This is a genomic window from Deinococcus koreensis (assembly GCF_002901445.1).
Taxonomy (GTDB): domain Bacteria; phylum Deinococcota; class Deinococci; order Deinococcales; family Deinococcaceae; genus Deinococcus; species Deinococcus koreensis.
In genome coordinates this window covers 1,277,501-1,303,797 of sequence record NZ_PPPD01000001.1, presented here as the reverse complement: position 1 = coordinate 1,303,797, position 26,297 = coordinate 1,277,501, and the positions used below count along the sequence as shown (strand labels likewise).

Annotated in this window: 30 protein-coding genes (1 of these 30 cut by a window edge); 17 read left to right on the top strand and 13 right to left on the bottom strand. The window is 67.0% G+C overall.

The features are described from left to right. Nucleotides 1-25 precede the first annotated feature (25 nt). The 9 genes from CVO96_RS06195 to CVO96_RS06155 all read left to right on the top strand — a co-directional run bounded on the left by CVO96_RS06195 (nt 26) and on the right by CVO96_RS06155 (nt 6,493). Entirely contained in the window at nt 26-553 is a 528-nt protein-coding gene (locus tag CVO96_RS06195) for a DinB family protein (RefSeq protein WP_243398185.1), read from the top strand. Further along, nucleotides 550-1,008, top strand: coding sequence for a hypothetical protein (locus CVO96_RS06190; protein WP_103311464.1), 459 nt, complete (start codon nt 550-552; stop codon nt 1,006-1,008). Before CVO96_RS06195 ends, CVO96_RS06190 begins: the two co-directional genes overlap by 4 nt. 167 nt (nt 1,009-1,175) lie before the next feature. Next, complete coding sequence (locus CVO96_RS06185) at nt 1,176-1,727, top strand: hypothetical protein (protein ID WP_103311463.1); 552 nt, start codon at nt 1,176-1,178, stop codon at nt 1,725-1,727. Further along, complete coding sequence (locus CVO96_RS06180; RefSeq protein WP_341476184.1) at nt 1,724-2,386, top strand: ComF family protein; 663 nt, start codon at nt 1,724-1,726, stop codon at nt 2,384-2,386. The genes CVO96_RS06185 and CVO96_RS06180 overlap by 4 nt, the downstream gene beginning before the upstream one ends. A gap of 283 nt (nt 2,387-2,669) precedes the next feature. Continuing rightward, nucleotides 2,670-3,035 carry a hypothetical protein gene (locus CVO96_RS06175; protein ID WP_103311461.1) on the top strand — a complete coding sequence of 122 codons (366 nt, stop codon included), beginning with the start codon at nt 2,670-2,672 and terminating at the stop codon, nt 3,033-3,035. Nucleotides 3,036-3,603: 568 nt separating this feature from the next. Further along, nucleotides 3,604-3,978 carry a type II secretion system protein gene (locus tag CVO96_RS21690; protein ID WP_103311460.1) on the top strand — a complete coding sequence of 125 codons (375 nt, stop codon included), beginning with the start codon at nt 3,604-3,606 and terminating at the stop codon, nt 3,976-3,978. Nucleotides 3,979-4,040: 62 nt separating this feature from the next. Next, nucleotides 4,041-4,412 carry a type II secretion system protein gene (locus CVO96_RS06165; protein WP_243398184.1) on the top strand — a complete coding sequence of 124 codons (372 nt, stop codon included), beginning with the start codon at nt 4,041-4,043 and terminating at the stop codon, nt 4,410-4,412. A gap of 289 nt (nt 4,413-4,701) precedes the next feature. Next, nucleotides 4,702-5,076, top strand: a complete 375-nt coding sequence (locus CVO96_RS21685; protein ID WP_103311458.1) for a type II secretion system protein — start codon at nt 4,702-4,704, stop codon at nt 5,074-5,076. A 109-nt stretch (nt 5,077-5,185) separates the two neighbouring features. Continuing rightward, nucleotides 5,186-6,493: an O-antigen ligase family protein gene (locus CVO96_RS06155; RefSeq protein ID WP_103311457.1), complete on the top strand. Its 1,308-nt coding sequence runs from the start codon at nt 5,186-5,188 to the stop codon at nt 6,491-6,493. 60 nt (nt 6,494-6,553) lie between these two features. On the opposite strand, the gene CVO96_RS06150 is transcribed toward CVO96_RS06155, so the two are convergent. The 3 genes from CVO96_RS06150 to CVO96_RS06140 all read right to left on the bottom strand — a co-directional run bounded on the left by CVO96_RS06150 (nt 6,554) and on the right by CVO96_RS06140 (nt 8,591). Then, the gene (locus CVO96_RS06150; RefSeq protein WP_103311456.1) at nt 6,554-6,982 is read right to left on the bottom strand and encodes a methylglyoxal synthase; all 429 of its coding nucleotides are present in this window, start codon (nt 6,980-6,982) and stop codon (nt 6,554-6,556) included. A gap of 25 nt (nt 6,983-7,007) precedes the next feature. Beyond that, the gene (locus CVO96_RS06145) at nt 7,008-7,877 is read right to left on the bottom strand and encodes a DUF1206 domain-containing protein (RefSeq protein ID WP_103311455.1); all 870 of its coding nucleotides are present in this window, start codon (nt 7,875-7,877) and stop codon (nt 7,008-7,010) included. A gap of 189 nt (nt 7,878-8,066) precedes the next feature. Then, nucleotides 8,067-8,591 carry a YbjN domain-containing protein gene (locus tag CVO96_RS06140; RefSeq protein WP_103311454.1) on the bottom strand — a complete coding sequence of 175 codons (525 nt, stop codon included), beginning with the start codon at nt 8,589-8,591 and terminating at the stop codon, nt 8,067-8,069. A 148-nt stretch (nt 8,592-8,739) separates the two neighbouring features. Here CVO96_RS06140 and CVO96_RS06135 point away from each other — a divergent pair, with 148 nt between their 5' ends. The 3 genes from CVO96_RS06135 to CVO96_RS20720 all read left to right on the top strand — a co-directional run bounded on the left by CVO96_RS06135 (nt 8,740) and on the right by CVO96_RS20720 (nt 15,852). After that, nucleotides 8,740-9,834 carry a bifunctional nicotinamide-nucleotide adenylyltransferase/Nudix hydroxylase gene (locus tag CVO96_RS06135; RefSeq protein ID WP_103311453.1) on the top strand — a complete coding sequence of 365 codons (1,095 nt, stop codon included), beginning with the start codon at nt 8,740-8,742 and terminating at the stop codon, nt 9,832-9,834. Between the two features lie 66 nt (nt 9,835-9,900). Next, nucleotides 9,901-15,192, top strand: coding sequence for a DNA polymerase III subunit alpha (dnaE, locus tag CVO96_RS06130; RefSeq protein WP_103311452.1), 5,292 nt, complete (start codon nt 9,901-9,903; stop codon nt 15,190-15,192). A gap of 27 nt (nt 15,193-15,219) precedes the next feature. Continuing rightward, the gene (locus CVO96_RS20720; protein WP_133161749.1) at nt 15,220-15,852 is read left to right on the top strand and encodes a hypothetical protein; all 633 of its coding nucleotides are present in this window, start codon (nt 15,220-15,222) and stop codon (nt 15,850-15,852) included. Between the two features lie 111 nt (nt 15,853-15,963). On the opposite strand, the gene CVO96_RS06125 is transcribed toward CVO96_RS20720, so the two are convergent. From CVO96_RS06125 to CVO96_RS06115, 3 genes are read right to left on the bottom strand one after another with little or no spacing between them, the layout of a single operon-like run. Next, a complete protein-coding gene (locus CVO96_RS06125; RefSeq protein ID WP_103311451.1) occupies nt 15,964-16,383 on the bottom strand; it encodes a PIN domain-containing protein in 420 nt (139 codons plus the stop codon). Further along, the gene (locus tag CVO96_RS06120; protein ID WP_103311450.1) at nt 16,377-16,634 is read right to left on the bottom strand and encodes an AbrB/MazE/SpoVT family DNA-binding domain-containing protein; all 258 of its coding nucleotides are present in this window, start codon (nt 16,632-16,634) and stop codon (nt 16,377-16,379) included. The genes CVO96_RS06125 and CVO96_RS06120 overlap by 7 nt, the downstream gene beginning before the upstream one ends. 50 nt (nt 16,635-16,684) lie before the next feature. Then, nucleotides 16,685-16,930 carry a hypothetical protein gene (locus CVO96_RS06115; protein ID WP_103311449.1) on the bottom strand — a complete coding sequence of 82 codons (246 nt, stop codon included), beginning with the start codon at nt 16,928-16,930 and terminating at the stop codon, nt 16,685-16,687. 77 nt (nt 16,931-17,007) lie between these two features. Between CVO96_RS06115 and CVO96_RS06110 the strand changes: the two genes are divergently transcribed. Then, nucleotides 17,008-17,784 carry an SDR family oxidoreductase gene (locus CVO96_RS06110; RefSeq protein ID WP_103311448.1) on the top strand — a complete coding sequence of 259 codons (777 nt, stop codon included), beginning with the start codon at nt 17,008-17,010 and terminating at the stop codon, nt 17,782-17,784. Between the two features lie 19 nt (nt 17,785-17,803). Here the strand turns inward: CVO96_RS06110 and CVO96_RS06105 are convergent, their stop codons facing one another. Together CVO96_RS06105 and CVO96_RS06100 are read right to left on the bottom strand one after the other, a co-directional pair. Next, complete coding sequence (locus CVO96_RS06105) at nt 17,804-18,271, bottom strand: DUF488 domain-containing protein (RefSeq protein WP_103311447.1); 468 nt, start codon at nt 18,269-18,271, stop codon at nt 17,804-17,806. 79 nt (nt 18,272-18,350) lie between these two features. After that, nucleotides 18,351-18,887, bottom strand: a complete 537-nt coding sequence (locus tag CVO96_RS06100; protein WP_103311446.1) for a GNAT family N-acetyltransferase — start codon at nt 18,885-18,887, stop codon at nt 18,351-18,353. Between the two features lie 159 nt (nt 18,888-19,046). On the opposite strand from CVO96_RS06100, the gene CVO96_RS06095 reads away from it, so the two are divergent. Further along, a complete protein-coding gene (locus tag CVO96_RS06095) occupies nt 19,047-20,066 on the top strand; it encodes a tRNA dihydrouridine synthase (protein ID WP_103311445.1) in 1,020 nt (339 codons plus the stop codon). Further along, nucleotides 20,063-20,638, top strand: coding sequence for a DinB family protein (locus tag CVO96_RS06090; RefSeq protein WP_103311444.1), 576 nt, complete (start codon nt 20,063-20,065; stop codon nt 20,636-20,638). Before CVO96_RS06095 ends, CVO96_RS06090 begins: the two co-directional genes overlap by 4 nt. A gap of 89 nt (nt 20,639-20,727) precedes the next feature. On the opposite strand, the gene rocF is transcribed toward CVO96_RS06090, so the two are convergent. Then, entirely contained in the window at nt 20,728-21,639 is a 912-nt protein-coding gene (gene rocF / locus CVO96_RS06085; RefSeq protein WP_103311443.1) for an arginase, read from the bottom strand. 143 nt (nt 21,640-21,782) lie between these two features. Beyond that, nucleotides 21,783-22,307 (bottom strand): GNAT family N-acetyltransferase, encoded by a 525-nt coding sequence (locus CVO96_RS06080; protein ID WP_103311442.1) that lies wholly within the window; start codon nt 22,305-22,307, stop codon nt 21,783-21,785. A gap of 113 nt (nt 22,308-22,420) precedes the next feature. On the opposite strand from CVO96_RS06080, the gene CVO96_RS06075 reads away from it, so the two are divergent. Together CVO96_RS06075 and CVO96_RS06070 are read left to right on the top strand one after the other, a co-directional pair. Next, nucleotides 22,421-23,083, top strand: a complete 663-nt coding sequence (locus CVO96_RS06075) for a metallophosphoesterase family protein (RefSeq protein WP_243398183.1) — start codon at nt 22,421-22,423, stop codon at nt 23,081-23,083. Between the two features lie 512 nt (nt 23,084-23,595). Beyond that, a complete protein-coding gene (locus CVO96_RS06070; protein ID WP_103311441.1) occupies nt 23,596-24,009 on the top strand; it encodes a pyrophosphohydrolase domain-containing protein in 414 nt (137 codons plus the stop codon). A gap of 71 nt (nt 24,010-24,080) precedes the next feature. Here the strand turns inward: CVO96_RS06070 and CVO96_RS06065 are convergent, their stop codons facing one another. The 3 genes from CVO96_RS06065 to menC form a co-directional block, all read right to left on the bottom strand. Continuing rightward, nucleotides 24,081-24,653, bottom strand: a complete 573-nt coding sequence (locus tag CVO96_RS06065) for a single-stranded DNA-binding protein (protein WP_103311440.1) — start codon at nt 24,651-24,653, stop codon at nt 24,081-24,083. A 104-nt stretch (nt 24,654-24,757) separates the two neighbouring features. Beyond that, nucleotides 24,758-25,576, bottom strand: a complete 819-nt coding sequence (locus CVO96_RS06060; protein ID WP_103311439.1) for an acyl-CoA acyltransferase — start codon at nt 25,574-25,576, stop codon at nt 24,758-24,760. Continuing rightward, on the bottom strand, nt 25,576-26,297 hold the 3' portion of the coding sequence (menC, locus tag CVO96_RS06055; RefSeq protein ID WP_103311438.1) for an o-succinylbenzoate synthase. It continues 388 nt past the right edge of the window; the window shows 722 of its 1,110 coding nt (coding positions 389-1,110); its start codon lies beyond the right edge, outside the window; it ends in the stop codon at nt 25,576-25,578. Before menC ends, CVO96_RS06060 begins: the two co-directional genes overlap by 1 nt.

Below are 26,297 nucleotides of genomic sequence, written 5' to 3'. Positions count from 1 at the left end.
CGCCGGGGGGTTCTACACTGCGCCCATGATGCCCGCCCCACTCCCTTCCGGCAGCCCGCAGGTGCCGGGCACCCGCCCGGATACCGGCCCAGCCGCCGCCCTGGCCCACGAACTCGGCGCGCTGGAGGCCCACCTCCGCACCCGGCAGGCCGACTGGCAGCGCCCCCAGCCGGGCCGCGCATGGTCGCCCGCCCAGGAAGCGGAGCACGTCATCCTGATCGGCGAGGCCGGACGCCGCGCCATCCGCCTGCTGCTCTCGGAGCGCGAGCTGCGTCCCCTGCCGCACGTGCCGGGAACGCTGCGGGAGGGTCGCCGCCAGGCTCCGGAGTTCGCCCAGCCGGGCGAGGCGGGGCTGGCCTGGGGGGAGCTGGAGACCGCCTGGGCCGCGCACCGTGCCGCCCTGCTGGAGCTGGCGGCCGGGGTTCACGACCGTCCCGGCCGCACCCTCTGGCACCCCTTCCTGGGGGAGATCGGTGCCGTGGCCTGGCTGAATTCGCTCACCGCGCACGTCCGGCACCACCGCGAGCTGCTGGAAGCGGGAGCCCGCGCATGACCCGGCCGCCCGATCCCCCTGCGCCGGGTCAGCCCCGCCCCGACAAGGGTGTGCGCGGCTTCGAGCTGGACATCCACGTGGCGTTCACCCAGCCGCTGCCCGAGGCCGAGGCGCTGAGCGCCCTGCTGGTGCTGGACGGCTTCCATGTCGAGCTGTACCGGCCCCATCCCTCGCCCACGAAGGCGGTGGCGGACGGGGCGATCGTGGAGCTGTCCACCCTGCCCGTGCCCTCGGCCCGGCTGACCGGCCCCCTGCGCGACCCCCAGACCGTGCGCGCCGGTCTGACCGCGCTGCTGCAGGCCCAGGCCCGCTATCTGGAGGTCGGCCGGCGCGGCTTCCTCCGCAGCGCCGATGGCCGTACCGAGTGGGTGCCCTGGCGCCGCAACGCTGTGCTGGCGCGCCACGACACGGAGCGTGTGGCCTTCGAGGAAGGCGTGAAATACATTCTGGAGTGAATCTCCGGAGAGGTCAAACCTTCAAACAGTCGAACGATCTAACGGAAAGGAAGGGGTGGACTCCTTCGCTGTTCGACTGTTCGACCTTGAGACGGTTCGACCCCCCACCCTTCACCTTTGGCGAATAGGCCACGGAAAGCGGCCCGGCAGCCCCTAGACTGGGCCGCATGGCCGCGCCCGTCAGCGAACTGCTCAGCGAATTCCAGGGATACGTGCTGGCCTATCGGGTTCGCGCCGCCGTGGGGGGCCGCGTGGCCCCGGCCGGCCCACAGCTGGGGCTGGCCGAGTACGCCGGACTGCGGCTGGAGCGGCAGACCCTGGCCCGCTCGCTGATCCGGCAGGGGATGAACCCCGCCCAGATGCGCCGCCTGGACGACCTCTCGGACACCCTGATGTTCGGCTTCTGGCTCAACCCGGCCGAGGTCGCCGCCTTCCTGCGCGCGGCCATCCGCGAGGGCAGCCACCCCGCGCTGGGCGAGCCACGCGCCTTCGCGGCCCTGCTGACCCCCAGCGAACGCCTGCGGCTGGGCGAGGCCGGCGTGCAGCGGGTCTGCACCCACCACCTCGCCTGCTTCACCCTGGCCGCCCCCATGCTCGACCCCGATGGCCTGAGCACGGCCTTCACCCTGATCGAGGCCACCCAGCCCCCGCTCTTTCTGGATGAACTGCACCCCGACGAGCCGGGCCGGACGGAGCCCAGCGGAGTGGCCCCCTCCTGACCCCTGACCGGCGCCCCCGACTGCCCCGCTGGCTGCCTGGCTGGCTGGGCGGCTGGCTGCGGACGCTGCTGCCCCAGGCCTGCCCCGGCTGCGGCGCGCAACTGGGCGCCCAGGTGGGCCTGTGCCGGGCGTGCCGCGACCGCCTGCGGCCCCGCGTGGAGTCCCACAGTCCCCTGCGGCCCCGTGCAGCGCCGCATCTGGTCACGCTGGGCGAGTACCGGGGCGTGCGGCGCCGCGCCGTGCGGGCCCTGAAGTTCGGGCGTTCCCGCGATCTGGCCGGTGTGCTGGGGTCGGCGCTGGCAGGGGGCGTGCCGGCGACCTGGGGAATCCAGGCGGTGGTCTTCGTGCCGCTGCATCCCAGCCGGCAGCGACAGCGGGGCTTCAATCAGGCCGAACTGCTGGCCCAGGCGATCGCCGGGGCGCTCGGGCTGCCCTGCGTGAACGCCCTGAGCCGCACCCGGGCCACGCGCCAGCAATCGAGACAGCGCGCCTCGGGTCGGGATCACATGGCCGGCGCCTTCGCGGCCCGCCTGAGCCTGCCCGGCCCGGTGCTCCTGGTGGACGACGTGCTGACCAGCGGGGCCACCCTATCGGCCTGTCAGGCGGCGCTGCTGGAAGCGGGGGTGGACGAGGTCTACGCCGCCGTGGTGGCTCGGTGAGCGTGCAGAGTCAAGGGGGATGAGGGGCGGCCCCAGCAGGTGGCAGCCACGCAGTGCATTTTCCCATGGGTCGCGCCGCCCATGTCGGCTGAGCGGCTCTGAGGGACAGGGGAGTGGAACCCACCCCTCCATCCGTCGGCCAGCTGCACCTCTCCTTATCTATAGGTACTCACCAGAGACCCCACGGGCATCCGGAATCCTGCCCATCATGAAGGTGTGAAAGCCTCAGGGGCTGGGCACGCCCGATGTGGAACCTTTCCACCGCCCGGCACTGCGAGGCTCCATGCCGTCCAACCCGACTTCCGCCCTCGACCTGCACCTGAGCTGGGTGCCCGGGACGTCCGATCAGGTGCGCTTCCAGCACCTCGGCCGCACCTTCACCGTGTATCTGAGAGATGTCCAGCGGGCCAACGCCCACAGCCTGGGCGCGCTGTACCTGACCGGCCGGGTGGCCCTGCGGATCACGCGGGAGCACCACGCACAGCTGACGGGCCGACTGGCCCATACGGTCACGGGCGTCCTCAGCACTGCCTCAGCCGACCCAGGGTCTCCAGCAGAGCCGATATCTCCCGACCAGCGCCCACCCGGAAGCCCGTCAGACGATTCGTTTTCGGAACGTCCTGCGGGTGACCCAGATCTGATCCAGTAGAGAGAGTCGAGATGCCCCGGCCACCACTCTTTGGAGGTGGCCGGTTTTTTTGGTCTCCTGCCGGGCAGATCTGTTCCGTGCCTGTTCGGTGCGGATCGACTCCTGGCGTGCCGTCGGGAAATCCTGGAAGCAGGGCAGGCGGCACGGGTGCCGACCCGTGCCTGACGGCTGGATTAACCCTGATTCAGAGGAAGTTGCGACGGCAGGCAGATACGAAGGCTGAATGCACGTGCAGTGAACGCAGACCATCCAGCCTTACCCATACCTCTGGTCGCGCCCTGATGACTCCTGCTGGTCAGAGAGCGAAGTCTTTCAAGGGTTCGTTCTGTCGAGTCCGAACGAGAAATCATTCGTCTGGGGCGGTCATAAGCCCTGAATCTCGTCGGCCGGGCGGGGGTATGAGGCCCCCTAACTTAAAGGCAAAACCGGCACAGATCGCCGCCCGATTGTGAGGCTGTTGTAAGGAACCCTTCAATACAGTGGATTTTGTGAGCGGGGGGAACCCGATCACGAACGCCATACCCGGCCCCCCGGTACCTATACCCACCGGATGGCCCAGGAGCACACCATGAAGAACGGAACCCAAGGCTTCACCCTGATCGAGCTGCTGATCGTCATCGCCATCATCGGCATCCTGGCCGCCGTGCTGATCCCCAACGTGTTGAACGCCCGGAAGCGTGCCAACGACACGGCCAACAACGCCTTCGCCGGCCAGGTCGCCACCTGGATCGCCGCCGCCGACACCGCCGCCGACACCGCCGCCAAGCAGACCACCCTCAAGGGCGTCAACACCTGCATCGCTGCGACGCTGCAAGCCGAAGGCGCGCCGACTGCGCTGCCCGCCTCCGTCTCCGGCTGCACGGTGGCTTACGACGCCACGAGCGGCCGCTACACCATCGTCTCGACCTCCACCAACGCGGTCAAGGTCACCAAGACCTACTAAACCCAATGTGGAGGACGAGGGGGTGCGGGTGCACCCCCTCGTCTCTCTATAGAGGAGGTCTCGTGCACACTCCATTCCAATCGACGGCAGGTTTCACCCTTATTGAACTTCTGATCGTCATTGCCATCATCGGCATCCTGGTGGCCGCTCTCATCCCAAATATCTTTAATGCCAGACAACGTGCGCTCGATACGGCTGCAAGAGCCTACGCCCGACAGATGAACACCTGGGCGACGTCCTGGCTCAGTGGCGATCAAACGAGGAAGGTTAGTAACCTACCAAGTAGTTGTACGGATCAAATTTATGCGAATGAGGGCGGATCACTCGAGTTGCCAAAAAATGTCAGCTCTTGTCTCGTAAATGTGAAATCCGATGGAACGTTCGATGTGCAGGTGACGCTGTACGACGGTCGAATGTTCATATCCAGTCTTTAAACTGTACTTCCACGCTCCTCTGTCTCCAGCATAATCGCTCATCCGTCTACTGCGTAGAAAAAACTCTGAAGACGTACTTCCTGCACCTTAGATTGAAAAGACTGTCAGTTCGAACAGCGTGTCTCAGGGGCCTGTGAAACAGCTTTTACGTCAGCCTGAGGAGAGATCTCGTAAGAGGAATGTGAGATTTCAGACGTATTCTGATAATCAGCAGGAGAGTCTTTTGACCTGCGAATGCAATACCCGGCCCCCCGGTACCTATACCCACCGGACGGCCCAGGAGCACACCATGAAGAACGGAACCCAAGGCTTCACCCTGATCGAGCTGCTGATCGTCATCGCCATCATCGGCATCCTGGCCGCCGTGCTGATCCCCAACGTGCTGAACGCCCGGAAGCGTGCCAACGACACGGCCAACAACGCCTTCGCCGGCCAGGTCGCCACCTGGATCGCCGCCGCCGACACCGCTGCCGACACCGCCGCCAAGCAGACCACCCTCAAGGGCGTCTCTGACTGCCTTGCTGCGCCCCTGCAGGCTGAAGGCGCACCGACTGCGCTGCCCGCCTCCGTCTCCGGCTGCACGGTGGCTTACGACGCCACGAGCGGCCGCTACACCATCGTCTCGACCTCCACCAACGCGGTCAAGGTCACCAAGACCTACTAAGGTCGCCGCCGATATACGTTGGGGATGCAAGCGCATCCCCAACTTCCATTTCGCTCCTTCTCCTGACGTTCGCCTCATCAGGTGTGGGCCTCTCAATCGGGTGAATGGCATGAATCCCCTGCTCGCGTTCCTGATTCTTTTTCCAGTAGCCATGCTTCCTATCCGCTCGGATGGTGTCGTGGTGTTCCTCTACGCCAAACTGCTAACCCTGACAGCTTTCGTGCTGTTGTTCGTATTGCGTGGGCAGTACCGCGCTATCTCTCTCCGACGCTCCGATCTCTGGATTGGCGTTCTGGTGGTGCTGGCCTCTGTCAGCGACGCGGTCAACGGCGTGCCCCTGCTGGCTCTCGGGGGACGGCTGGAAGGCCCTGTGACTCTGGTTTTGCTGTTCGCGTGGTATCTCATGGCCAGAGCGTCTTTCGAATCCGACCCAAACCTTGTCGTTACCTTCCGCCAGTTCTGGCCAGCGTACGTCTTCATCCCACTGGTAATCGCACTTCTCCAGTATTTTTCTCCCGCATCGGTTCTGGCGACCCTTCTTAGTGGGGACGCTGCGGACGCCCAGCCAGGCAGTACGTTTGGTAACCGGGGCTCATTGGCTTCCTTTCTCATGGTGATGATCCCAATAGGGCTGGCCTCCATTCGTGGCTCTGCCAAGCCGAGGGACAGGCGGTGGCTTGCAGTTCTGCTCCTCCTGGTTGGGCTTGTATTCGCGGTGGCCCAGACGCGCGCCGCTTGGCTGGGCCTTGGCTTAGCGGGTCTCATCGGGCTGATTTGGTTCCGACCATCCTTGAGTAAACTCAAGCCGCTTTTCTGGCCTGCCGTGATCCTCGTGGCCGGGTTTGGCATTGGCTTGGCCCTTCCAAATCCTGATCGGACGAGACACTTTGAGTCTCCGGATTCTGGCCGAGTATTGCTCTGGACAATCGCTGTCCGGGCCATTGAGTCCAGACCGCTGCTCGGTTGGGGTACAGGCGGATTCAAGCGGGCCTTTGACCGGTATGCCGATTGGCAGAACGACCCAAAGGTGCGCGCCTACCTGATCCCCAAGATTCGAGATCCCCGCCTTTCATACACGCTAGAGCAGGATACGGCTGGCATTTACGTTGTTACCAAGGGAAGTCTTGGGCCGGTAGACTTCTTCAATAAGCAGCAGATTGTCAACGATAAAGCTCATAACGAGTATCTGGATATGGCAGTGCAATATGGCCTCGTCTATCCAGCCGCCTGGCTGGCATGGATTCTGATCATCATTTGGCGTAGCCGTTCAAGATATCTGGAAGTAGGAGTGAGCGTCGTCGCGCTCCTGATCTTCAATGTGTTCTGGATGAATAGTGTCACCGTGCTGCCTATAGTGATGATTTTGGTGGCCTTGCTTTCCGCCAGGCGAGACATCCGCTCCACCAATCCTGTCTAGGAACGTAGATGTGGTGATGTCAATCTGGCTTCGACATACGCCTGGAGGAGTGTCTGTCCTCTATAGCAGGGCAGACCCACTGCCTGTCCTCTGATCCCCCTGCTCCCTTAGCCACAGCATCAATGCTTCGGCGCTCGCCGGGTTTGTTGCCAGGGGGATGTCGTGTACGTCGCACAGCCGCACCAGTGCGCTCACGTCCGGCTCGTGGGGTTGGGCGGTCAGCGGGTCGCGGAAGAAGAACACGGCCAGCACGCGTTCCTCGGCCAGTCGGGCGCCGATCTGCTGGTCGCCGCCCAGCGGCCCCGATAGCACCCGCTCCACGCTCAGGCCGGTCTGCTTGGCCAGGATGCCGCCCGTGGTGCCGGTGGCGACCAGATGAAAGCGAGCCAGCACCTCGCGGTGACTCAGGGCGAACATCGCCAGCTCCAGCTTCTTCTTGTCGTGCGCGATCAGGGCGACCTGCCGTGTGGGGGTGAGGGCGGACGTCATGGCGTCATTGTTCCATGCCCCGGACTCAGCCCTCGACCTTCACCCGCCGGTAGAGCGCCTGCACCACGCACCACACCCCGTAACACAGGGTTCCGACCGCCACCGATCCCAGCAGGACATTCCCCGCAGGTTGATCCCGCAGCCACGTCAGGGCCTCGGAGATGCCCAGGGCGGTGGCCGCCGAGTGGCGCCAGGCGGCGATCAGCAGGAACACGCCGATGATCGCCATCAGCAGGCCACGTGAGGCGATGCCCACCTGGCCGATGCGTTTGAGGGTGCCCTGGGAGCGCGCCCCCAGGTCGGTGAAGGCCATGCGCTTCATGAACTTCGCGCCGTACGCGCTGTAGAGCTGGTTGGCCGCCACCGCCAGCAGGACGACCCCGGCCAGCGCCAGCCAGACCTGACCCCCCGGCAGGTTCAGCACCTGTCCGGCCGCCTGGGCCTCGCTGTCCTGGTTGCGCTGGGCGGCGCCGCTGCCTGCCAGCCGCGCGGCGAACAGGGCCAGGCCGATGTTCGCCAGCCCGCTCAGCAGGTAGCCGCTGCGCTTGACGATGCCCTTGCCCCCCGTGCCCTGCCGCTCGGGGTCGAGGCCGGCCCGGATCAGCTGCCACAGGGCGTAGCCGACCAGTCCCAGCACCAGCCCCCAGATCAGCGGCGTGCCCAGGGGCAGATCCTGCAATCTAAGCAGGGCGCCCTGGGTGTCGGTGGTGGCGCCGCCCCGGCCCAGGGCCACGCTCAGGGCTAGGAAGCCGACCGTGCCGTATACCACGCCCTTGCTGGCGTAGCCGAAGCGGGCCAGCGCCTCCAGCCCCGGGGCGGCCTGGTGGGCCGCGTTCCGGACTCCCTGCCCAACGTCCCCCGCCACCTTCCGTCCAGTCTGTTTCAGGTCGGTCATCGTGGTGCTCAGTGTGCGGCGCACCCCCACCGGACTGGATGCGGGCGGTCTTTGCGCTCTCTTGAGGGGTAGGGGTCGAACGGTCTAACAGTCGAACGGTCGAACAGAAAGGACGGCCCGGATGCCGTTTTCAGACGGTTCGACCTTTAGACGGTTAGACATCTCCTTCAACCTTCAAACCTCTCACGCTCAGGGCAGTTCGCCCTCGAAGTCCTTCACGTCGCTCAGGTAGTCCGCCATCCAGGCTTTCAGGGCGGCGCGGGTGTAGCCGCCGCGCAGGGGCATGGTGGAGTCCAGGTAATAGCTGCCCTCGTAGATGTAGGCCTGGGTGTAATAGTTGGAGTTCCACTCGTTGGCCAGGTCGGTGTCGAGGTCATCTTCCTTGTCGGAGTAGTCCCAGGAGGTGCTGGCGGTCACGCGGGCGCAGCTGCCGGCCTTGCAGTCGCTCAGCCAGACCTGCAGTTCGTAGCTGCCGGAGACCACGGTCATGCTCGGGTCGGCGTCGGGCTCGGTGGGGTTCATGGTGACCTTCAGGCCGGCCTCGCGCAGCCCGGCGGCCACGGCGGCGGGGGTGGCCGCCTGGATCTGTCCTGCGCCGGCCACCGGCGCGCCCGCCCCGCCCGCCTGCGCGGCGCCGGCGATCAGAAGAGCGATGGACAGGGCCGACAGGGCAGGTCTGGACTGGGCAGGTCTGAACTGGGCAAGTCTGGGCATGGGGTCACTGTACCGTGTTCCTGAACCCAGGATGAAGAAGCTCAGGCGGGCAAAGTGGTGTAGACCACGAGCCTCAGCTTCCGGTGCTGAACAGAGAGCCGACGGAACCTCATCCAACTCATTCATCAGGCGAGTGAAGATGAGAACCATGCCCGCCCCGCTCGAGTCTGCGCCGACCGATCCAGCCCTGAGCGCCGGTTCGGCTCCGCCCCCCGGCCCGGCCCGGCGTCGGCGCACCTTCGGGGTGTATATCGGCCGCTTCGAGCCCCCGCACCAGGCGCATCTGCTGGTGATGCTGGAGGCGCTGCAGAGCGTGCAGAAGCTGATCGTGGTGATCGGCTCGGCCCGCGCGGCGCGCAACACCAAAAATCCGTTCACCGCCGAGGAACGTCAGGAGGTCACGCTGGAGATGCTGCGGGCGGCGGGGGTGCCGAAAACGCGCGTGCTGTTCGTGCACGTGCGCGACTACTTCTACAACGAGGCGCTGTGGCTCAGCGAGGTGCAGCGCGGCGTGCAGCACCACACGCGGGGCAGCAGCGACATCGCCCTGATCGGCCACATCAAGGACGAGAGTTCGTACTACCTGCGCTCGTTTCCGAGCTGGGAGTTCATTCCCACCCATGTGGTGAGCGAGCTGTCGGCCACCGACGTGCGCCGCGCCTACTTCGAGGGCCGCCTGGACGACGTGCGGGGCATGGTGCCCCCCGCCGTCCACGACTTCATGACCCGCTTCCAGGAGACGGCCGAGTACGCCGACCTGCGCGCCGAATACGACTACCTGCGCGAGTACCGCGCGGCGTGGCAGAGTGCGCCCTTTGCGCCGGTCTTCGTGACCACCGACGCCGTGATCACCCGCAGCGGCCACGTCCTGCTGATCCGCCGGGGGCACCGGCCGGGGCGCGGGCGCCTCGCCATGCCCGGCGGCTTTCTGGAACAGGATGAGACCCTGCTGGCCTGCGCCGTGCGCGAGGTGCGCGAGGAGACCGGCCTGAGCGTGTCCATCGACCTGGGGGCACAACTCCGCGCCACGCAGGTCTTCGACTACCCGGATCGCAGCCTGCGCGGGCGCACAGTCACGCACGCCTTCCACTTCGACCTGGGCATCGGCCAGTTGCCAACCCTGCATGGCGGCAGCGACGCCAGCGAGGCGCTGTGGCTGCCGCTCAGCGAGGCTCTGGCGCACCCCGAGCTGTTCTTCGAGGATCACCACGCGATCATCGAGCACTTTTTGATGCGGGGTTGAGGCGGGGGGGCCGTCAAGCCCCGAACCTCACCGACAGCGCGACTCTGCCCGGCCTAGACTGTGCCCATGACCGCCGCCGAGCCGACTGCCCCACACATTCATCTGCCCGACGGCTCCTGTTGCGACAAGAAACCCCGCTTCGCCCACCTGCACCAGCACACGCAGTACTCCCTGCTGGACGGCGCGGCCAAGCTCAAGGATCTGCTCAAGTGGGTCAAGGAGGTCACGCCCAACGACCCCGCCTGCGCCATGACGGATCACGGCAACATGCATGGGGCGGTGCATTTCTACAACTACGCGACCGCTCTGGAAGTCAAGCCGATCCTGGGCTACGAAGCCTACGTGGTGCCCGGCATGGGCACGCGGCGCGACAAGAAGCCCGGCGTGAGCGGCGAGAAGGGCATCTTCCACCTGACCCTGCTGGCCCGCGACTTCGAGGGCTACCAGAACCTCTGCCGACTGAGCAGCCGGGGCTACACCGAGGGCTATTACTACAAGCCACGCATCGACCACGAACTCCTGCAGGAGCACCACAAGGGCGTGATCGCCTTCTCAGGCTGCCTGGGCAGTGAAGTGCAGCAACTGATCGTGATGGGCCGCGAGGACGAGGCCAAGCAGCGGCTGATGTGGTACCGCGATCTGTTCGGCGAGAACTACTTCATCGAGATCCAGAACCACGGCATCGACCTGCAGGCCAAGGTCAATCCCATCCTGAAGGCCTGGGCGCAGGAGCTGGGCATCGGGCTGGTGGCGACCAACGACGGGCATTACGTGAAAAAGGAGGACGCCGCCGCCCACGACACGCTCCTCGCCATCCAGACCAAGGCCATGCTGGCCGATGAGAACCGCTTCCGCTTCCAGTGCAACGACTTCTATGTCAAGACGCTGGACGAGATGCAGGCCGCCCTGCCGGTCTCGGAGTGGGGCGAGGAGCCCTTCGACAACACCGCCCGGATCGCCGCCATGTGCAACGTCGACCTGCCGGTGGGCAAGAAGCGCGTGTACCAGATGCCCGCCCTGCCCATTCCCGAGGGCCGCACGATGGCCGAGGAACTGCGCGTGCAGACGTATGCCGGCAGCCTGCGGCGCTACCCGCACCACGTCACCGAGGCGCTGCTGCGCGAGTACGCGACGAGAAGTCTGGCCGCGCTGGAACCGAAGGAGCGGGCGCGGGTCGTCTCCAGAACGAACGGCTGCGACGCCCGCACCTGCGACCTCGACACGCTGCTGATCCTGGTGGCCTTCCTGGGTTCCGAGTGGGAGGCGCGCAGCAAGGCGGCGGGGGAGAAGTACACCCTGTATCCGGCGCTGGAGGTCATGGAACAGGAAGGCGAGGCGGGGCCGCTCCCAGACTACGCCTGCACCGACTGGCAGCGCTCCAAGGGGGAGGCGAGCGACACTGCCATTCGCCTCGACCCCGGCAGCGAGGAGGAGACGACCTGCCGCGCGCACCACCGGCACGCGCTGGTGCTGCTGCGCCGCGCCGAGTACGAGCTGAGCGTCATCAACAACATGGGCTTTCCCGACTATTTCCTGATCGTGGCGGACTACATCAACTGGGCCAAGGATCAGGACATCTCGGTGGGGCCGGGGCGTGGCTCGGGCGCAGGCTCGCTGGTGGCCTACGCCATGCGGATCACCAACCTCGATCCGCTGGAATTCGAGCTGCTGTTCGAGCGCTTCCTGAACCCGGATCGTATCTCCATGCCCGACTTCGACATCGACTTCAACGACGCCCGCCGCGTGGAAGTCATCCAGTACGTGCAGGACAAGTACGGCGAAGACCGCGTGGCGCAGATCGCCACCTTCGGGACGATGGCCTCCAAGGCCTGCCTGAAGGACGTGGCCCGCGTCATGGGCCTGGAGTACGCCAAGGTCGATAAGGTCTCCAAGCTCATCCCCATCAAGTTCGGCAAGAGCTATTCGCTGGATCAGGCGCGCGACTCGGTGCCCGACATCCAGGCGCTGCTGGCCGAGGATGCCCAGCTGCTGGAAGCCTACGAGTTCGCGCAGAAGCTGGAGGGCCTGACCCGCCACGCCTCGGTGCACGCCGCCGGGGTGGTCATCGGGCGCGACAAGCTGACCGATCTGGTGCCGGTCATGCGCGACACCTCCGGCGCGGGCATGGTCTGTCAGTACGACATGAAGGCGGTCGAGGACATCGGCCTGATCAAGATGGACTTCCTGGGCCTGCGGACGCTGAGCTTCCTGGATGAAGCCAAGCGGATCATGCGCGAGTCCCAGCGCATCGAGATCGACTTCGACGCCATTCCCTTCGACGACGCCAAGACCTACGAGCTGATGAGCCGGGGCGACACCAAGGGCGTGTTCCAGCTCGAAGGCGCCGGGATCGCCGACGCCTCGCGCCGCCTCAAGCCGCGCCGGCTGGCCGACATCATCGCCCTGAGCGCCCTGTACCGCCCCGGCCCGATGGAGAACATCCCCACCTATGTCCGGCGCCACCACGGGCTGGAAGAAGTCGACTACGTGCGCGACGGCTTCCCCACCTCCGCGCAGTATCTGGAGAAGATCCTGGCCGAGACCTACGGCATCCCCGTGTACCAGGAACAGATCATGCAGATCGCCTCCGAGGTCGCGGGCTTCTCGCTGGGCGGCGCTGATCTGCTGCGCCGCGCGATGGGCAAGAAGGACACGGCGGAGATGGCGAAACAGCGCCAGATCTTCGTGGAAGGGGCCGGGGGGAATAATGTTCCCAAGGAAGAAGCCAATAAACTCTTCGATTTGTTGGATGCGTTTGCGAATTACGGCTTCAATAAGTGTTTGACGGGCGAAACCCGCGTGCCTGTGGCGGGCGGAGAGCTGCACCGCATAGATGACCTGTACCGCGAGGGCCTGCCCGTGGCGCTGCCCAGCGTGAATGCTGCCTACCGGATCGAACTGCGCACCACCGGCCAGTTCTTCGACAACGGTGTGAAGCCGGTTTTCCGGGTCAGAACCGCGCTGGGCCGCGAGCTGAGCGCCACCGGCAACCACCCGCTGCTGACGCTGGACGGCTGGCGGAACGTGGAAGACCTGAAGGCCGGCGACCGGATCGCCGCACCCGCCCGCCTTCCCGAACTGGGGGCCGACGCCTGGCCCGAGCACCGCGCCGCCCTGCTGGGCTGGATTCTGGCCGAGGGCAACACCTGCCACCCGCACGGCGCCTATCTGTACAGCCAGAGCCCCGTGCAGGTGGCCGATATGGTGGCGTTGGCCGAAGCGTTCCCGAATACCCGCCCCAGCGTGAAGCTGCGCGCCGACCGCCAGAACGTCCACGACGTCTACCTGGGCAGCGGCATCCGGGGCAGTGCGGGCGGCAAGTCGGGCGTGCGGCTGTGGCTGGAAGACCTGGGCATGGTCGACGTGAAGGCCACCGAGAAGGGCCTGCCCGCCGCCGCGTTCCGCATGACCAACGCCTCGTTGGCCGTGCTGCTGGGCCGCTACTGGTCGGGCGACGGCTTCCTGTTCGGAGTGGGCAACACGACGCCCTACGCGGCCACTTCCTCGCGGCAACTGGCCGACGATCTGGCGCATGTGCTGCTGCGCCTGGGCATGATCGGCAAGGTCACGCAGAAGCACTTCACCTACACGCGGGGCGAGGACACGGCCGGGCGTATCGGCTACACCGTGCATCTGGTCGGGCGCCGCAGTGTCGACCGCTTTCTGGAGGTCGTCGCGCCGCATCTGGTGGGCCGCGAGACCCAACTGGATGCGCTGCGCGCTTATTACGCCGCCGCGCCGCTGGGCCGTGAGACCATCGACACCCTACCTGCCAGCGTCAAAGCTCTTGTGCAGACCGCGAAGGTCGCGAGTGGCCTGGGCTGGCGAGAGATTGAGGCCCGGAGCGGAGTGTGTACCAAGGAGTTCTACGGCACGCCCAAAGCCCACAAGAAGGGCTTCCGCCGCACGACCATCCAGACCCTGGGCGAGTTCTTCGAGTCCCCGGAACTGCTGGATGCCTGTTCGGACGACTTGTACTGGGACACGATCACGTCTATCGAACCTGCCGGCGAGGCACAGACCTACGATCTGGAAGTGCCTGGCACGCATAACTTCGTGGCGAACGACCTGATCGTTCACAACAGCCACTCGGCCGCCTACGGCGTCATCACCTACCAGACCGCCTGGCTCAAGGCCAACTACCCCGTCGAGTTCATGGCAGCCCTGCTCACCGTCGAGCGCAAGGATTCCGACAAGGTGGCCGAGTACATCAGCGACGCCCGCAAGATGGACGTGAAGGTGCTGCCGCCGGACATCAACCGCTCGGGGGCGGACTTCGTGGTGCAGGGCGCGGAGATCCTGTTCGGGCTGTACGCCATCAAGGGATTAGGCGAGGGCGCGGTGCTGAGGATTCTGGAGGAACGCGAGCGCGCCGGGCGCTTCAAGAGCCTCGCGGACTTCTGCTCGCGCCTGGGCCACAAGGTCTGCAACCGCAAGGCCATGGAAAGCCTGATCAAGTCGGGGGCCTTCGACCAGTTCGGCGAGCGCAGGCAGCTCTCGCTGAGCCTGGAAGAGTCCATGACCTGGGCGCAGGGCGCCGCCGCGATGGCCTCCAGCGGCATGGACGCCCTGTTCGGCGCGCAGGAAGTCGCCCCGGAACCGGCCCTGAAAACGGGCGTGCCGCCGTACACCGACCTCGAACGCCTCGCCATCGAGAAGGAGGCGCTGGGCTTGTACATCTCCGGGCACCCGCTGGAGCAGCACGAGGGGCTGCGCGAGGCCGCCAGTTGCCGCATCTCCGACCTCGACACGTGGTTCACCACCCAGAACGTCGCCCCCGGCAAGCGGATTAAAGCCGTGCTGGCGGGCATGGTCGAGAGCGTGGTCAAGAAGCCCACCAAGTCCGGCGGCATGATGGCCCGCTTCATCCTGGCCGACGAGTCCGGGCAGACCGAGCTGGTCGCCTTTTCCCGCGCCTACGACCGCATTCAGGACAAGCTGGTGAACGACACGCCCGCCCTGGTGATCGTGGAACTGGAATCCGAGGACGGCGGCCTGCGCGCCATCGCCGAGGAACTGGTCAGTGTGGAGCAGCTGGCCGAGGTGCCCAAGGTCATGTACGTGACCATCGACCTGGAAACCGCCAGCCCCGACGCCGTGGGAGAGTTCCAGAGCGTGCTGGACGAACACGCGGGCTCGATGCCCACCTACCTGCGTCTGGAGACGCCCGAGCAGTTCGTGATCTACCAGCTCGACCACGGCATGGGCAGCCCCGACGCCATCCGGGTGCTGAACCAGACCTTCCCCTGGGCCGACGCCTACCTCGCCTATGACCAGCAGACCATCCTGGGCCGCTTCGCGCCGAAGCCGCCGGCGTGGATGAACAAGCAGAACGGGGGCGGGGGAATGCGAGCATAGCGCACCGAGTTAGCTAGTGGAGGCAGAATGCTGAAATTTTTACACGGAATTTATGAATGGTTTGAGTTCATGTTTGTTATGTTTGTATTACTCTTTATTGTATATGCCTGTTGGTTTCTTGCTATGGCTGTATTTGATACATCAGTGCTTCTACCAGTTTTTATCTTTGGTTTGGCGGCGTCTGTCGGATTAACTGTAAGTAATACATACGCGCTTGCAAGAAACTACGAAAAATCTGCTGAGGATTTAGCATTGCGGATCATGAAAATTGGTAATGAGCAATTTAGAATGCTAATTACTTGTATTCAGGCTGGTATAATATCACTCCTACTACTTCCAGTAAAGAAAACCATGGCCATAGAAGGAGCGGCGATCTGGGAACAAGTATATTTTGTAGTTTGTATGGTTGTACTGTTTTATATTGCCATGCTAATTCTGAAAGTCTTAGCCGGAACTGTCATGAATATAGTTATTCTTAAAGGCGCAATCTCCGAAAATGGTGAAATAACGATACATACTTTAGATACGTCGAGACAGGGTCTACTCAGACGAATGAAGCCCGCACTAAAGTTAATGTTCCGCCATGCGGAGTATATGATGGATAGTGAAAAAGATAAAGAAGAGATGAGAAGAATAAAAACAATTGTTAACTCAGAGTAAATGTCATTAAGTCGTTCAGACTGTTATTCGCATAGTAAGCCATCGAAGTAATGTAGAAAAAATTAGTAATTTCCAGCCCATGCTGGGGCTTGTGCGGGTGGGCTGGGCGGGCTACCGGATCAGTTCCACGTTTACGCCCAGGTCAGGTAAGTTCGCCCAGTTGCCCTCAGCGGTCAGCACGCTCATGCCATGTGCTTCGGCGGTGCCCAGGCACGCCGCGTCGCCCAGGCTCAGGTTGTAGGGATTCTTGCGGGCGTAGTAGAAGGTGGCCTTCTCCCGGCAGGCAGCGTCGAACGCCAGCTCGGTCATCAGGGGGGCTACAGTCTCCAGTGCGGCGCGAATCTGCATGGGCGTGTACTCTCCCCGACCGATCACTTTACCCTCCAGTTCCGTCAGGGTCACGCTGCTGACCGAGCAGGGGCGCTGTTCCAATGCTGCTAGAACGGCGTCCTTCCCGACTTCGCCACGTAAGAGGGCCAGGATGGCGCTGGCGTCCAGCAATGCGGGTGTCGAGGGAGGCTGTTTTACCATCCCTTCGCCTGCGCTTCCTGGCGTCGTTCGTCCAGCAGTTCCTGAGTCATGTCGCGTCCATCGTCGCGCGCCAACATGCCCACGGCACTCTGGATCAGCGCCCTGCGGGTGGTCAGGCGGTAGCCGTCATCGGTCTTGACTAGGAGCAGGTCGTCACCTTCCTGCACACCCAGATCGGTGCGAACAGCCTGCGGAACGACGACGCGCCCCTGTGCCTGGAGTTTCAGATCGTAGTGTGGTCTGGCAGTCATACCCTACTTTGACCGAAATCGGGCAGAAGGTATGTGACGTGCCCGCAGTCCTACGTCCACGGTGAGTCTTCCGGTTCTAGCCCGTGTGACACGTCCATATCGAGCGGTGGGTCTTGCCTCATCTCCTCAGCGGCATCGGCGTAGGCACGGGCAAGCGCCTCGTCCGACCCATCCCACAGCGACCAGTCCCGTTCCTGCTGCTCCGGTTGCTCACGCTCTGGCATCTCTTCAAAGCTGGTCAGGGCGGCAAAGATCGCACGTCCATCCTGTTTTGTCCGGGCGTCGTCCTCGCTCATGCTTCAGCTTACGCCCGAACCCTCACCCATCCTTAGCCTCCCGCCCCCACCTGGCCCGCCTCTGCCAGACTTCCCGCATGACACAGACACCGTATGAAGTCGCGCCCGGCACCCTGAGCGGGAAAGTGGCGCTGGTCACGGGGGCCAGCAGTGGGCTGGGCCGCGCGGTGGCGCTGGCTCTGGCGGGGGCGGGGGCCGACCTGATCCTGCTCGCCCGCAGCGAGAGCGATCTGGACGCCGTGGCCGCCGAGGTACGCGCCCTGGGCCGCCGTGCCCATGTGGCGGCGGTCGATCTGGCCGATGCCGGGGCACTCACGGGGGCCGCCGAGGCTGGAATGGCCGAGCTGGGCGGCCTCGACATCCTGATCAACAACGCGGGCACCGACGTGCCGGGGCCGGTGGCTCAGCTCAGCGCCGAGGACTGGGATCGCGTGCTGGACGTGAACCTGCGCGCTCCCTTTCTGCTGGCAAAAGCGGCGTTCGGGCCGATGCAGCGGCGGGGCGGCGGCACCATCATCAACGTGTCGTCGGTGGCGGGCAAGCGCGGCTGGGCGAACGCCAGCGCGTACTGTGCCTCCAAGTTCGCGCTCGGGGGCTTCACGCAGTCGCTGGCTGCTGAGGGGAAGGCGCACGGCATCCGCGCCTCGGTGGTGTATCCGGGCGGCATGGCGACCTCGTGGGGCCAGTGGAGCCCGGACGACCGCCATGGCGATGACCGCAAACCCCAGGCGCCCAGCGACTCGCTGCCACCGGATCGCGTGGCGGCCCTGCTGGTCTGGATGTGCGCCGCACCCTCTGAACTCGTCCTGAACGAGGTCATCGTGACCCCGCTGAACGAGGGCGGCTGGCCGTGAGCGTCGGGGCGGCGGGCGCTTAGCCCGTTACCGTCAGGTCTTCCACCGCGCCCACCAGCCCCAGCTCGCGCAGCCGCGCGGCGATCAGCGAACGGTGGCATTCCTGGGGGTCGGCCTCGTAGCACAGCAGGCAGACCCGTTCCCGCGCGGCCAGGGCGCCCAGTTCCTCCAGCGCGGCCTGCTGTGTGGCGAGGTGCAGGGTGTAGCCGGCCTTCAGCGCGCCGAAATCCTTGTCCAGCTTGTACGCCTTGCGGATGCCGGGCGGCGTACCCAGGTCGCGCAGGTGGCGGTAGCCGATGTCCTGTTCTTGCAGCGCGCTGCCCAGGGCCGTCTTGCTGTAGCCCCGGCGGCGGCTCTGGGCACGCTCGCGGGTGTCGACCAGCAGGGTCACGCCATGCCCGCTCAGGGTCGCCAGGAAGGCGTGCAGGTCGGCGTTCTCGTAGCCGATGGTGAGCAGGGTGGGCGCGGTCTGCGGGGGCTCGGTCATGACTCCAAAGTAACGGGGGCCGCTCGGGATGACCGTGGTGGTCGTCCGGGGCGGCCCCTGGCCCCTGGTGCCGGGCGGTTCAGTCGCTGGCGACGCGGATCTGCTTGTCGCCGGGCCGTTTTTCTGCTGGCCGCTTCTCGTCGGGGCGGCGGGCGAGCTGGTTGACGGACTTGGCGTACCAGGTCATGGCGGGCCGGGCGTCCAGGGTGAAGGCGTAGCCCAGGCGTTCCCAGAAGCGGGCGCCGCGCGGGTTGTCGCCCAGCACGGAGGCCAGGACGCGGGTGGTGCGGGCGGGCACGCGCCGCTCCAGGTGCCTCACGGCCTGCTTGCCCAGGCCCCGCGACTGGTGGTCTTCGCGGATCAGCAGCAGGTTGATGGTCAGGTCGCCGGCCTCGGGGTAATCCACCTTGGAATCCAGGCTGCCGATCAGCTCACCCTGGTCGTCGTGCAGCAGTTCAAGGTGGCGGCGGGGATCGAGCAGGGCGATTTCCACGTCGCGCTGCACGTCGCTCAGGCTGGGAACGCGGGTGCCCAGCAGCGCGAAGTATCCGGGAGTGGCGGTGTAGAGGGCGTGCAGCAGTGGCGCGTGGTGCAGCGCCAGCGGGGTGGCGATCAAGGGCGAGCCTCCCGTCCAGCAAAAGCGGTCTGTGATGTGGTCATGACTGGACGTCTCTGAGCATACGCCCGCCAGGGTCAGGCATCGGTGAAATCCGCCGTTCGGGGGGATTGAGACTGGGTTCACATCCGGGGGGAGGGGGTACGCTACCCTCTCGGGATGACCGCTGGTTTCTACGCCTCCCGACTGACCCGCGCCGGCGCGGTGATGGCCCCCATGGCGGGCTACTCCGACGCGCCCATGCGGCAGCTCGCCAGCGAACACGGAGCACTGTGGACCGTCTCTGAGATGATCAGCGCGCGCGGGCTGATGGGCGGCGGCGACACCGAGAAGCTGAACCTGGGCCGCCCCTATCCCGGCGAGCAGGGCCGCGTGGTGCAGCTCTTCGGCGCCGAGCCGGAGGTGCTCGCGGCGGCGGTGGCGCGGGCCGAGGCCTGGTTCGCCCCGGCGGCCATCGACCTCAACATGGGCTGTCCGGTGCCCAAGATCCGGGGCAAGGGCGGCGCCTGCCTGCTCCAGACCCCGGAGGTCGCCTTCACGCTGATCCGCGCCATGAGGGAAGCGACCGGGCTGGACGTGAGCGCCAAGATCCGCCTGGGCTGGGACAGCGACCGCTCGCTGGAGGTCGCGCAGGGGCTGGCCGAGGCCGGCGCGGCGCTGATCACGGTGCACGGCCGCACCAGCGCCCAGCGCTACACGGGCGAGGCCGACTGGGACGCGATCGCGCGGGTGGCCGCCAGCGTACCGGTGCCGGTGGTGGGCAGCGGCGACGTGACCACCGCCGCCCAGGCCAACGCACGGAAGAAGACGGGCGTGGCGGCGGTCATGATCGGGCGCGGCGCGGTGGGCAACCCCTGGATCTTCCGCACGCTCGCCACGGGCGAGGACGCCTGGCCGGACGCCCGCACCCGCGCCCGCACCGCCCTGCGCCACGCCGAACTGCAGACCGCCTTCTACGACGACGAGAGCGGCCGTCTGACCCTGCGCCCGCTGCGCAAGGTGCTGCCCGCCTACCTGCCCGAATTCCCCGAGCTGCGGGACGCGCTGGTGCAGGTCGTGACGGCCGGGGACGTGCGCCGGGTGCTGGCGCCGCTGCTGGACGATGCAGATCGAGCAGCCCCAACTGGACCTGAGACGGCCAGCCCGCCCGCGCCGGGGTATGCTGTGCATCACTCATGAACGTCCGCGAGTATTACGCCTACCTGTCCGCTGCGCGCACGCAACTGTGGAACTTCCTGCGGGCCCTGCCGCCCGCCGATCTTGACCGCGACCTGATCGAGTCCGGCGACCGCTTCCACACCATCAAGGATCTGGTGCTGCACGTGACCGACGTGGAGGATCACTGGGTGCACAACATCGCGCGGGGCGACGGCGTGACCCGCGAGGGCCGCTTCTCGCACGACTGGGTGACCCCGAACGCGGCGCAGTACGACCTGGCCTGGATCATCGACTACGGCCGCGAGGTCAACGAACGGACGCAGGCCTTCTTAGACAGCGAACCCGACATGAACCGTTCGGTCAAGCTGGTGCAGGACGACCCCGCCAGCGACACGGTCTCGCTCGATCAGCTGCTGTGGCACGTCATGACCCACGAGGTGCGCCACACCGCCCAGATCGCCCTGATGATCCGGCAGCTCGGCCACACGCCGCCCTGGCTGGACTACATGCGCTACGCCCGCCCGCACGTCACGGCCGCCCAGAGCGGCGGCGTCGAGGGCCTGGGCCTGGACGACCCCGACGACGAGGGCTGAGCCTGCACAGGGGGGGCGGAGTCGGGTTCGCTCCCCACACCTCTAGCACCAGCCGCCGGGAACGCGCCTCCGGCGGCTGTCGTCATTCCCTACAGGATCCGCTGGCCCAGCAGGCTGGCGGCCATGCTCACCATCACCTCGGCCGTCTGGTTGTGGGTGTCGAGGATCGGGTTGACCTCCACGATGTCCATCGAGGTCACGCGGCCGGACTCGGAGAGCAGTTCCATCAGCAGGTGGCCCTCGCGGTAGGTCAGGCCGCCGGGCACCGGGGTACCCACGCCGGGGCACACGCCGGGGTCGAGGGCGTCGGCGTCGAAGGACACGTGCAGGCGCTCCACGCCGCCCAGGCGTTCTAGCGTCTCGGCCACGATCCGCGTGATCCCCAGCTGATCCACGTCCTTCATGGTGTAGGCGCGGATCCCGGCCTCCCGCAGCGCCTCCCGTTCACGGGTGTCCACCGAGCGGATGCCGATCATCACGATGTCCTCGGGCCGCATGTGCCAGCCGCCGCCCAGGCCGGTCAGGCGCGGGTCGCCCAGGCCGGTCAGGTGCGCGACCGGCATCCCGTGGATGTTGCCGCTGGGGCTGCTTGTCGGCGTGTTGTAGTCGGTGTGGGCGTCGACCCAGATCAGGCCCAGCCGCGTGCCCGCTCCCTGGCCTGCCGGAGCGCCGCGCAGGGCGTTGCCCGTCACCGTGCCCATGCTGACGCTGTGGTCGCCGCCCAGCGTCAGCGGAAAGGCGGTCTCCGGCAGCGCCGCGATCCGCTCGGCGGCGCTGCGGCAGGCGTCCACGATGGGCTCCAGGAAGACCAGGCCGCCGTTGGCGTGCTTGTCCAGGGTTTCGGGAATGGCGACCCCCACGTCGCCCAGGTCGCTGACCGAGTGGCCCAGGTCGCGCAGCGTGCGCGCCAGCTGGGCGTTGCGCAGGGCCGAGGCGCCCATGTCCACGCCGCGCCGACCCGCGCCCAGATCCATCGGAATGCCGAGAATGGAGATGTCCATGAATACCAGCTTAGGGGCTGGCCCGGGCTATGCCTTACGGCTGCATCAATATTTTCTGGCCGTCTGCGTGTCACGCCGGCGCCGATATTCAGGTGAATATTCATGCTGGCCGGTGTGTCCAGAGCCTCAGTTCGCCCAGAGCCTCAGTGCGCCCAGAGCGTCAGGTCGCCGTCCTCCGGGCTCCAGCCCAGTCCGGTCTGCACGAAGCCCAGCTTTTCCAGCACGCGCTCGCTGGCGCGGTTGCCGAGGGCCGTCTGGGCCGTGACCGTCCGGATACGCTCCTGGCCGTGCAGGTGCTGCACCAGGGCACCCACGGCCTCGGTGGCGTAGCCCCGGCCCCGGGCGGAGGGGCTCAGGCCGTAGCCGATCTCGACCGCGCCCGTATCGTCGGGCGGCGCGTGGGTGCCGATCTGTCCGATGGCCTCCGGGGCCGCGCGGGTCACGACCGCGAAGGTGAGGCGGAGTTCGTCCTGATCTGGGGGCAGGCCAGCCAGCAGGGCCGGGTAGAGGGGCAGGGGGTCGCCGGGCCACTGGGGCGGGAAGTGCACGTCCAGCGCGCCCTGAGGCGTCTCGCAGCGCAGGTCGAACGACGGCCGCATCAGCCGCTGCTCCAGCATGGCGCGGCTCAGGGGCAGCAGGACTAAACGGGGTGTAAAGAGCGGGGGCACAGGCGCAGGATAAACTCGGTCTTTCGCCGACCTGCTGGCGCCCCGCACGGGCCCCCTCCGGCCAGATGCGGTAGGGTCAATCACCGCCCTGCCCCGGTGCCCGCCCCCCCTCCATGACCGATCCTGCCCCCCAGCCCTCCCCGATCCGCCCGGACGCCTCGCCGCCGCTGGGCAAGCGGCTGATGCTGCTGGCGGATTACGTGCACCCCTTCGTGTACCGGGAAGGGTTTCCGCAGGGCGCCCCGCCCGTGGACGCCGTGCTGGCGGCCGGCGACCTGCCGGGTTACTACCTGGAATTCCTGGCCAGCAAACTCACCGTGCCCATCGTGTACGTGCACGGCAACCACGCCAACGAGTACGTCAACGAGGGCGATGGCCGCATTCCCCCGCGCGGCGTGATTCCCGCACACGGCCGGGTGGTCGAGGAGGCGGGGCTGCGGATCGCGGGCTGGGGGGGCGCGCCCCGCTACCGCCGCGACGGACAGGGACAGTACAGCGAGTTCGAGGCCTGGCGGGGGCTGGGCCTGCTGGCGCTGCGGGCACGCCGGGGGGTGGACGTGCTGCTCACGCACGCCCCGCCCCTGGGGCCACATGCGGGCACGGATTTCGCCCACCGGGGCTGCCGGGAGATCACCCGCTTCATGAACCGCCGCCGGCCCGGTCTGGTCGTCCACGGCCACATCCACGAGTACGAGGGCAAGAAGCTCGAATACCAGGACGAGACCTCGGGGGCGCGGGTGATCAACGCCTACGGCTACCGGGTCATTGAGGTCTGAAGCGCGTTCCGGCCCCCTGCCCTCTGTCCAGAACCGTCTGGGCCGGGATGTCCAGCGCTGGGTCGACAGGGAACCCCTCATGTGGCGCGGAGGCGTCCGGGTCAGGCTGGAGCCTGGGGGGTGGAAGCCGGCGCGGCCGCCGCATGAAGGGTCTGCTTCAGGTGGCTAAAGATTAGCTGTGGACAGAACACACGCTGTAAGTCGTCCAGCGGGCCATACTTCCGCCTGGCAAGCAACCTGTCCCGCACCTGACCAGAGCGTCGGGGGGCGCGGCCAGGACGCCAGAGGGGGAGACGCCCACCCCTTTACCAACGGGCGTGCGAGCGGGCTGATGCTGGCCTCTGGGGGGTTCGAGTCCCTCCACCCGCCGACTCCAGAAGTGTCCAGCGGCAAGGAGCGATCCTGGCCGCTGTTTCTGTTGGGGGGCATGGAGTGGGGCACGGAGGCCGTGCCTGGCGCCTGCGCCGTCCGCGCCCTCCCCGGTACGGAGGCCCGATCCCCTAGCATGGCCCATGACCTCGAACGCCCGGAAGCTGCGGGACTTCCACCGCCTGATCGGCCTGCCCTCGCCCGAGCGCCCGGCGCTGCCCACCCCGCAGCAGCTGGCCCTGCGCCGCACCCTGATCGACGAGGAAGTGGCCGAGGTGCGGGCGGAGTTTGCGGCGCTGGCCGCCCGTCTGGACGCGGGCGAGGGGGCGGAACCCGGCGACCTCGCGGCGCTGGCGCATGAGCTGGCCGACCTGCTATATGTCACCTACGGAGCGCTCGATACGCTGGGGGTAGATGCGGACGCCGTGTTCGCCGAGGTTCACCGCGCCAATCTGAGCAAGGTCAGCGGCCCCCGGCGCGCCGACGGCAAACTGCTCAAGCCGGAGGGCTGGCAGCCCGCCGACGTCGCAGGCGTGCTGTCGCGGCAGGGAGAGTAGACCAGGAAAAGGAGAACCCGCCGCCTGGGGTGATCTCCAGGCGGCGGCGGAGCGTGGTCAGGCCACGGAGCTCAGAACGGCGTCTCGTCCTCGGGGGGGGCCTCCAGGACGGCAGTGCGCTGGGCCGGGGCCGGCCCGGCTGGCGGGGCGGCCGCCTGGGGAGCGCGGGCGGGCGCGGGGCGCGGCGCCGGCCCGGTGGCCGGACGGCCCTGGCCGGGCTGGGCGTAGCGCTCCTGGCGCTTGCCGCCCCGGAAGATCGCCAGCGTCACGTACTCGAACTCGCCGTCGGACTTCTCGCGCACCTGCTCGGGATCGGTGCTCTTGGCGCCGCGTGAGTACTTGACGGCGGCCGGCAGCTTCATCTTGCGGCTGTCCACGGCTTCCAGTTCGCGGCGGCGGTAGGCGTGGCCCCTGTGGATCACCAGCTCCTCGCCGTCGGGACTCGTCCACCTGCGGGCGCCGATCAGCGACCAGTCGAAATCGGGCTCGTTGTCGTGTGGGAACTGATAGCCGCCGCTGGGAATCTCGCCGCTCGTCCAGCCCAGCCGGCCGTACTGACGCTGGACATCCAGCAGCTTGTCGGCGCTGTCCACATCCACAATGACTCGCGCCCCCAGATCCGTGATGAATTCGATATGTAACACAGGCCCTCCTTATGTAAATAACATAACACATCCGGGAGGTGGATGGGGGTGGACTGACCGCCCTCCGGACAGGGCAGCCGGGCAGGGCGGCCGGGTCGGAGGGGTCAGCGGCGAGACAGCACGTAGTAGGCCCGGTCGCCCTCGCGGGCCAGATCGCTCACGGCGTAGCCGCGTTCCAGGGCGGCCATGAGCACGCCGCGCAGGGCCAGGCGCCAGGCCCGCTGCTGCTCCTCGTCGAGGGCCTCCAGCGAGGTCGGCACCTCGGCCAGCAGCGGCCCGCCCCCGTGATCCAGGCGGGGTGTTCCCGGCCCGGCCCCCTGCCGCTCCAGCACCACCCGCCCGTCCGGCGGCGGGGCGGGGCGCCCGGCGTGGGGCCGGGTCAGATCCCACTCCACCATCAGGCGGTCGGCGGGGAAGGCCGAGTCGCGGTCGTCCGAGAGCGCGTACCAGTCGGGGTGGTAGCTCACCGCGACCGCGCCCAGCTTGCCCAGGTTCAGGCGGGCGTTGCGCGCCAGCAGCGGATCGAAGGTCCAGGTCATGCGCGTCAGGCCCTGGGCCAGCGCCCGTTCCCGCTGGGCGAGCTTCAGGGCCACCGCCAGCCCGCTGCCCCGCCACCCAGGCCGCACCGCCAGCAGGTGCGAGTGGTGCCACGCCTGCCCGCCGGCCAGCGCCGGGAAGCCGAAGGCCAGCCCGACCGGGGTCTGCTGATCCTCTCCCTGCGCCGGGTAGGCCCCCAGAACGATCCCGCCGGTCACGGCGCTGATCCGCAGCAGCGTGCCTGGCGTGACCTCGCGGTCGGCGTAGCCCCACGCCGCCACCTGAACCCCCTCCAGCGCCCGCAGGGCCCAGGGATCGGTCACGTCCCGGATGACGTAGGGCCCGGTGGCGTGAGGACGGGGCGCGGCGGCCTCCCCCTCCGGCATCAGGGGCGCATCTCCTCGTGCAGTTCGGCCACCTGCCCTATGAACTCCCGGTTCAGGCTTACGCCGATGCCCGCCCCCGTCGGAACTTGCATCAGGCCGTCCTCGGCTTCCAGCGGCTCGTTGATCACGTCGGTGGCCCAGTAGCGGCTGGCCGAACTGGTATCGCCCGGCAGCGTGAAATTCGGCAGGGTCGAGAGGTGGATGTTGTGCGCCCGGCCCACCCCGCTTTCGAGCATCCCACCGCACCACACCGGCACGCCGAACGCCTGCGCGACGTCATGCACGCGCCGGGCCTCGGCGTGACCACCGACCCGCGCCACCTTCACGTTGATCACCCGTCCGGCCCCCAGCGCCAGGCCCTTGCGGGCGTCCTGCGCGCTCGCCACGCTCTCGTCCAGGCACAGCGGGGTCAGCACGCGGCGCTGCAGCTCGGCGTGGTCGACCAGATCGTCCCAGGCCAGCGGCTGCTCGATATAGGTCAGGTCGAAATCGTCCAGCGCGCGCACCCGCCCGCTGTCGGCCAGCGTGTAGGCCGAGTTGGCGTCCACGGTCAGGCGGATGTCGGGAAAGGCCTCGCGGGTCGCGCGCACCGGCTGCACATCCCAGCCGGGTTTGATTTTGAGCTTGAGGCGCCGGTAGCCCTGCTCCACATGCCGGCGCACCACGTCCACGGTGGCGGCCTGATCAGCCTGGATGCCCAGGCTCACGCCGACCTCGACGC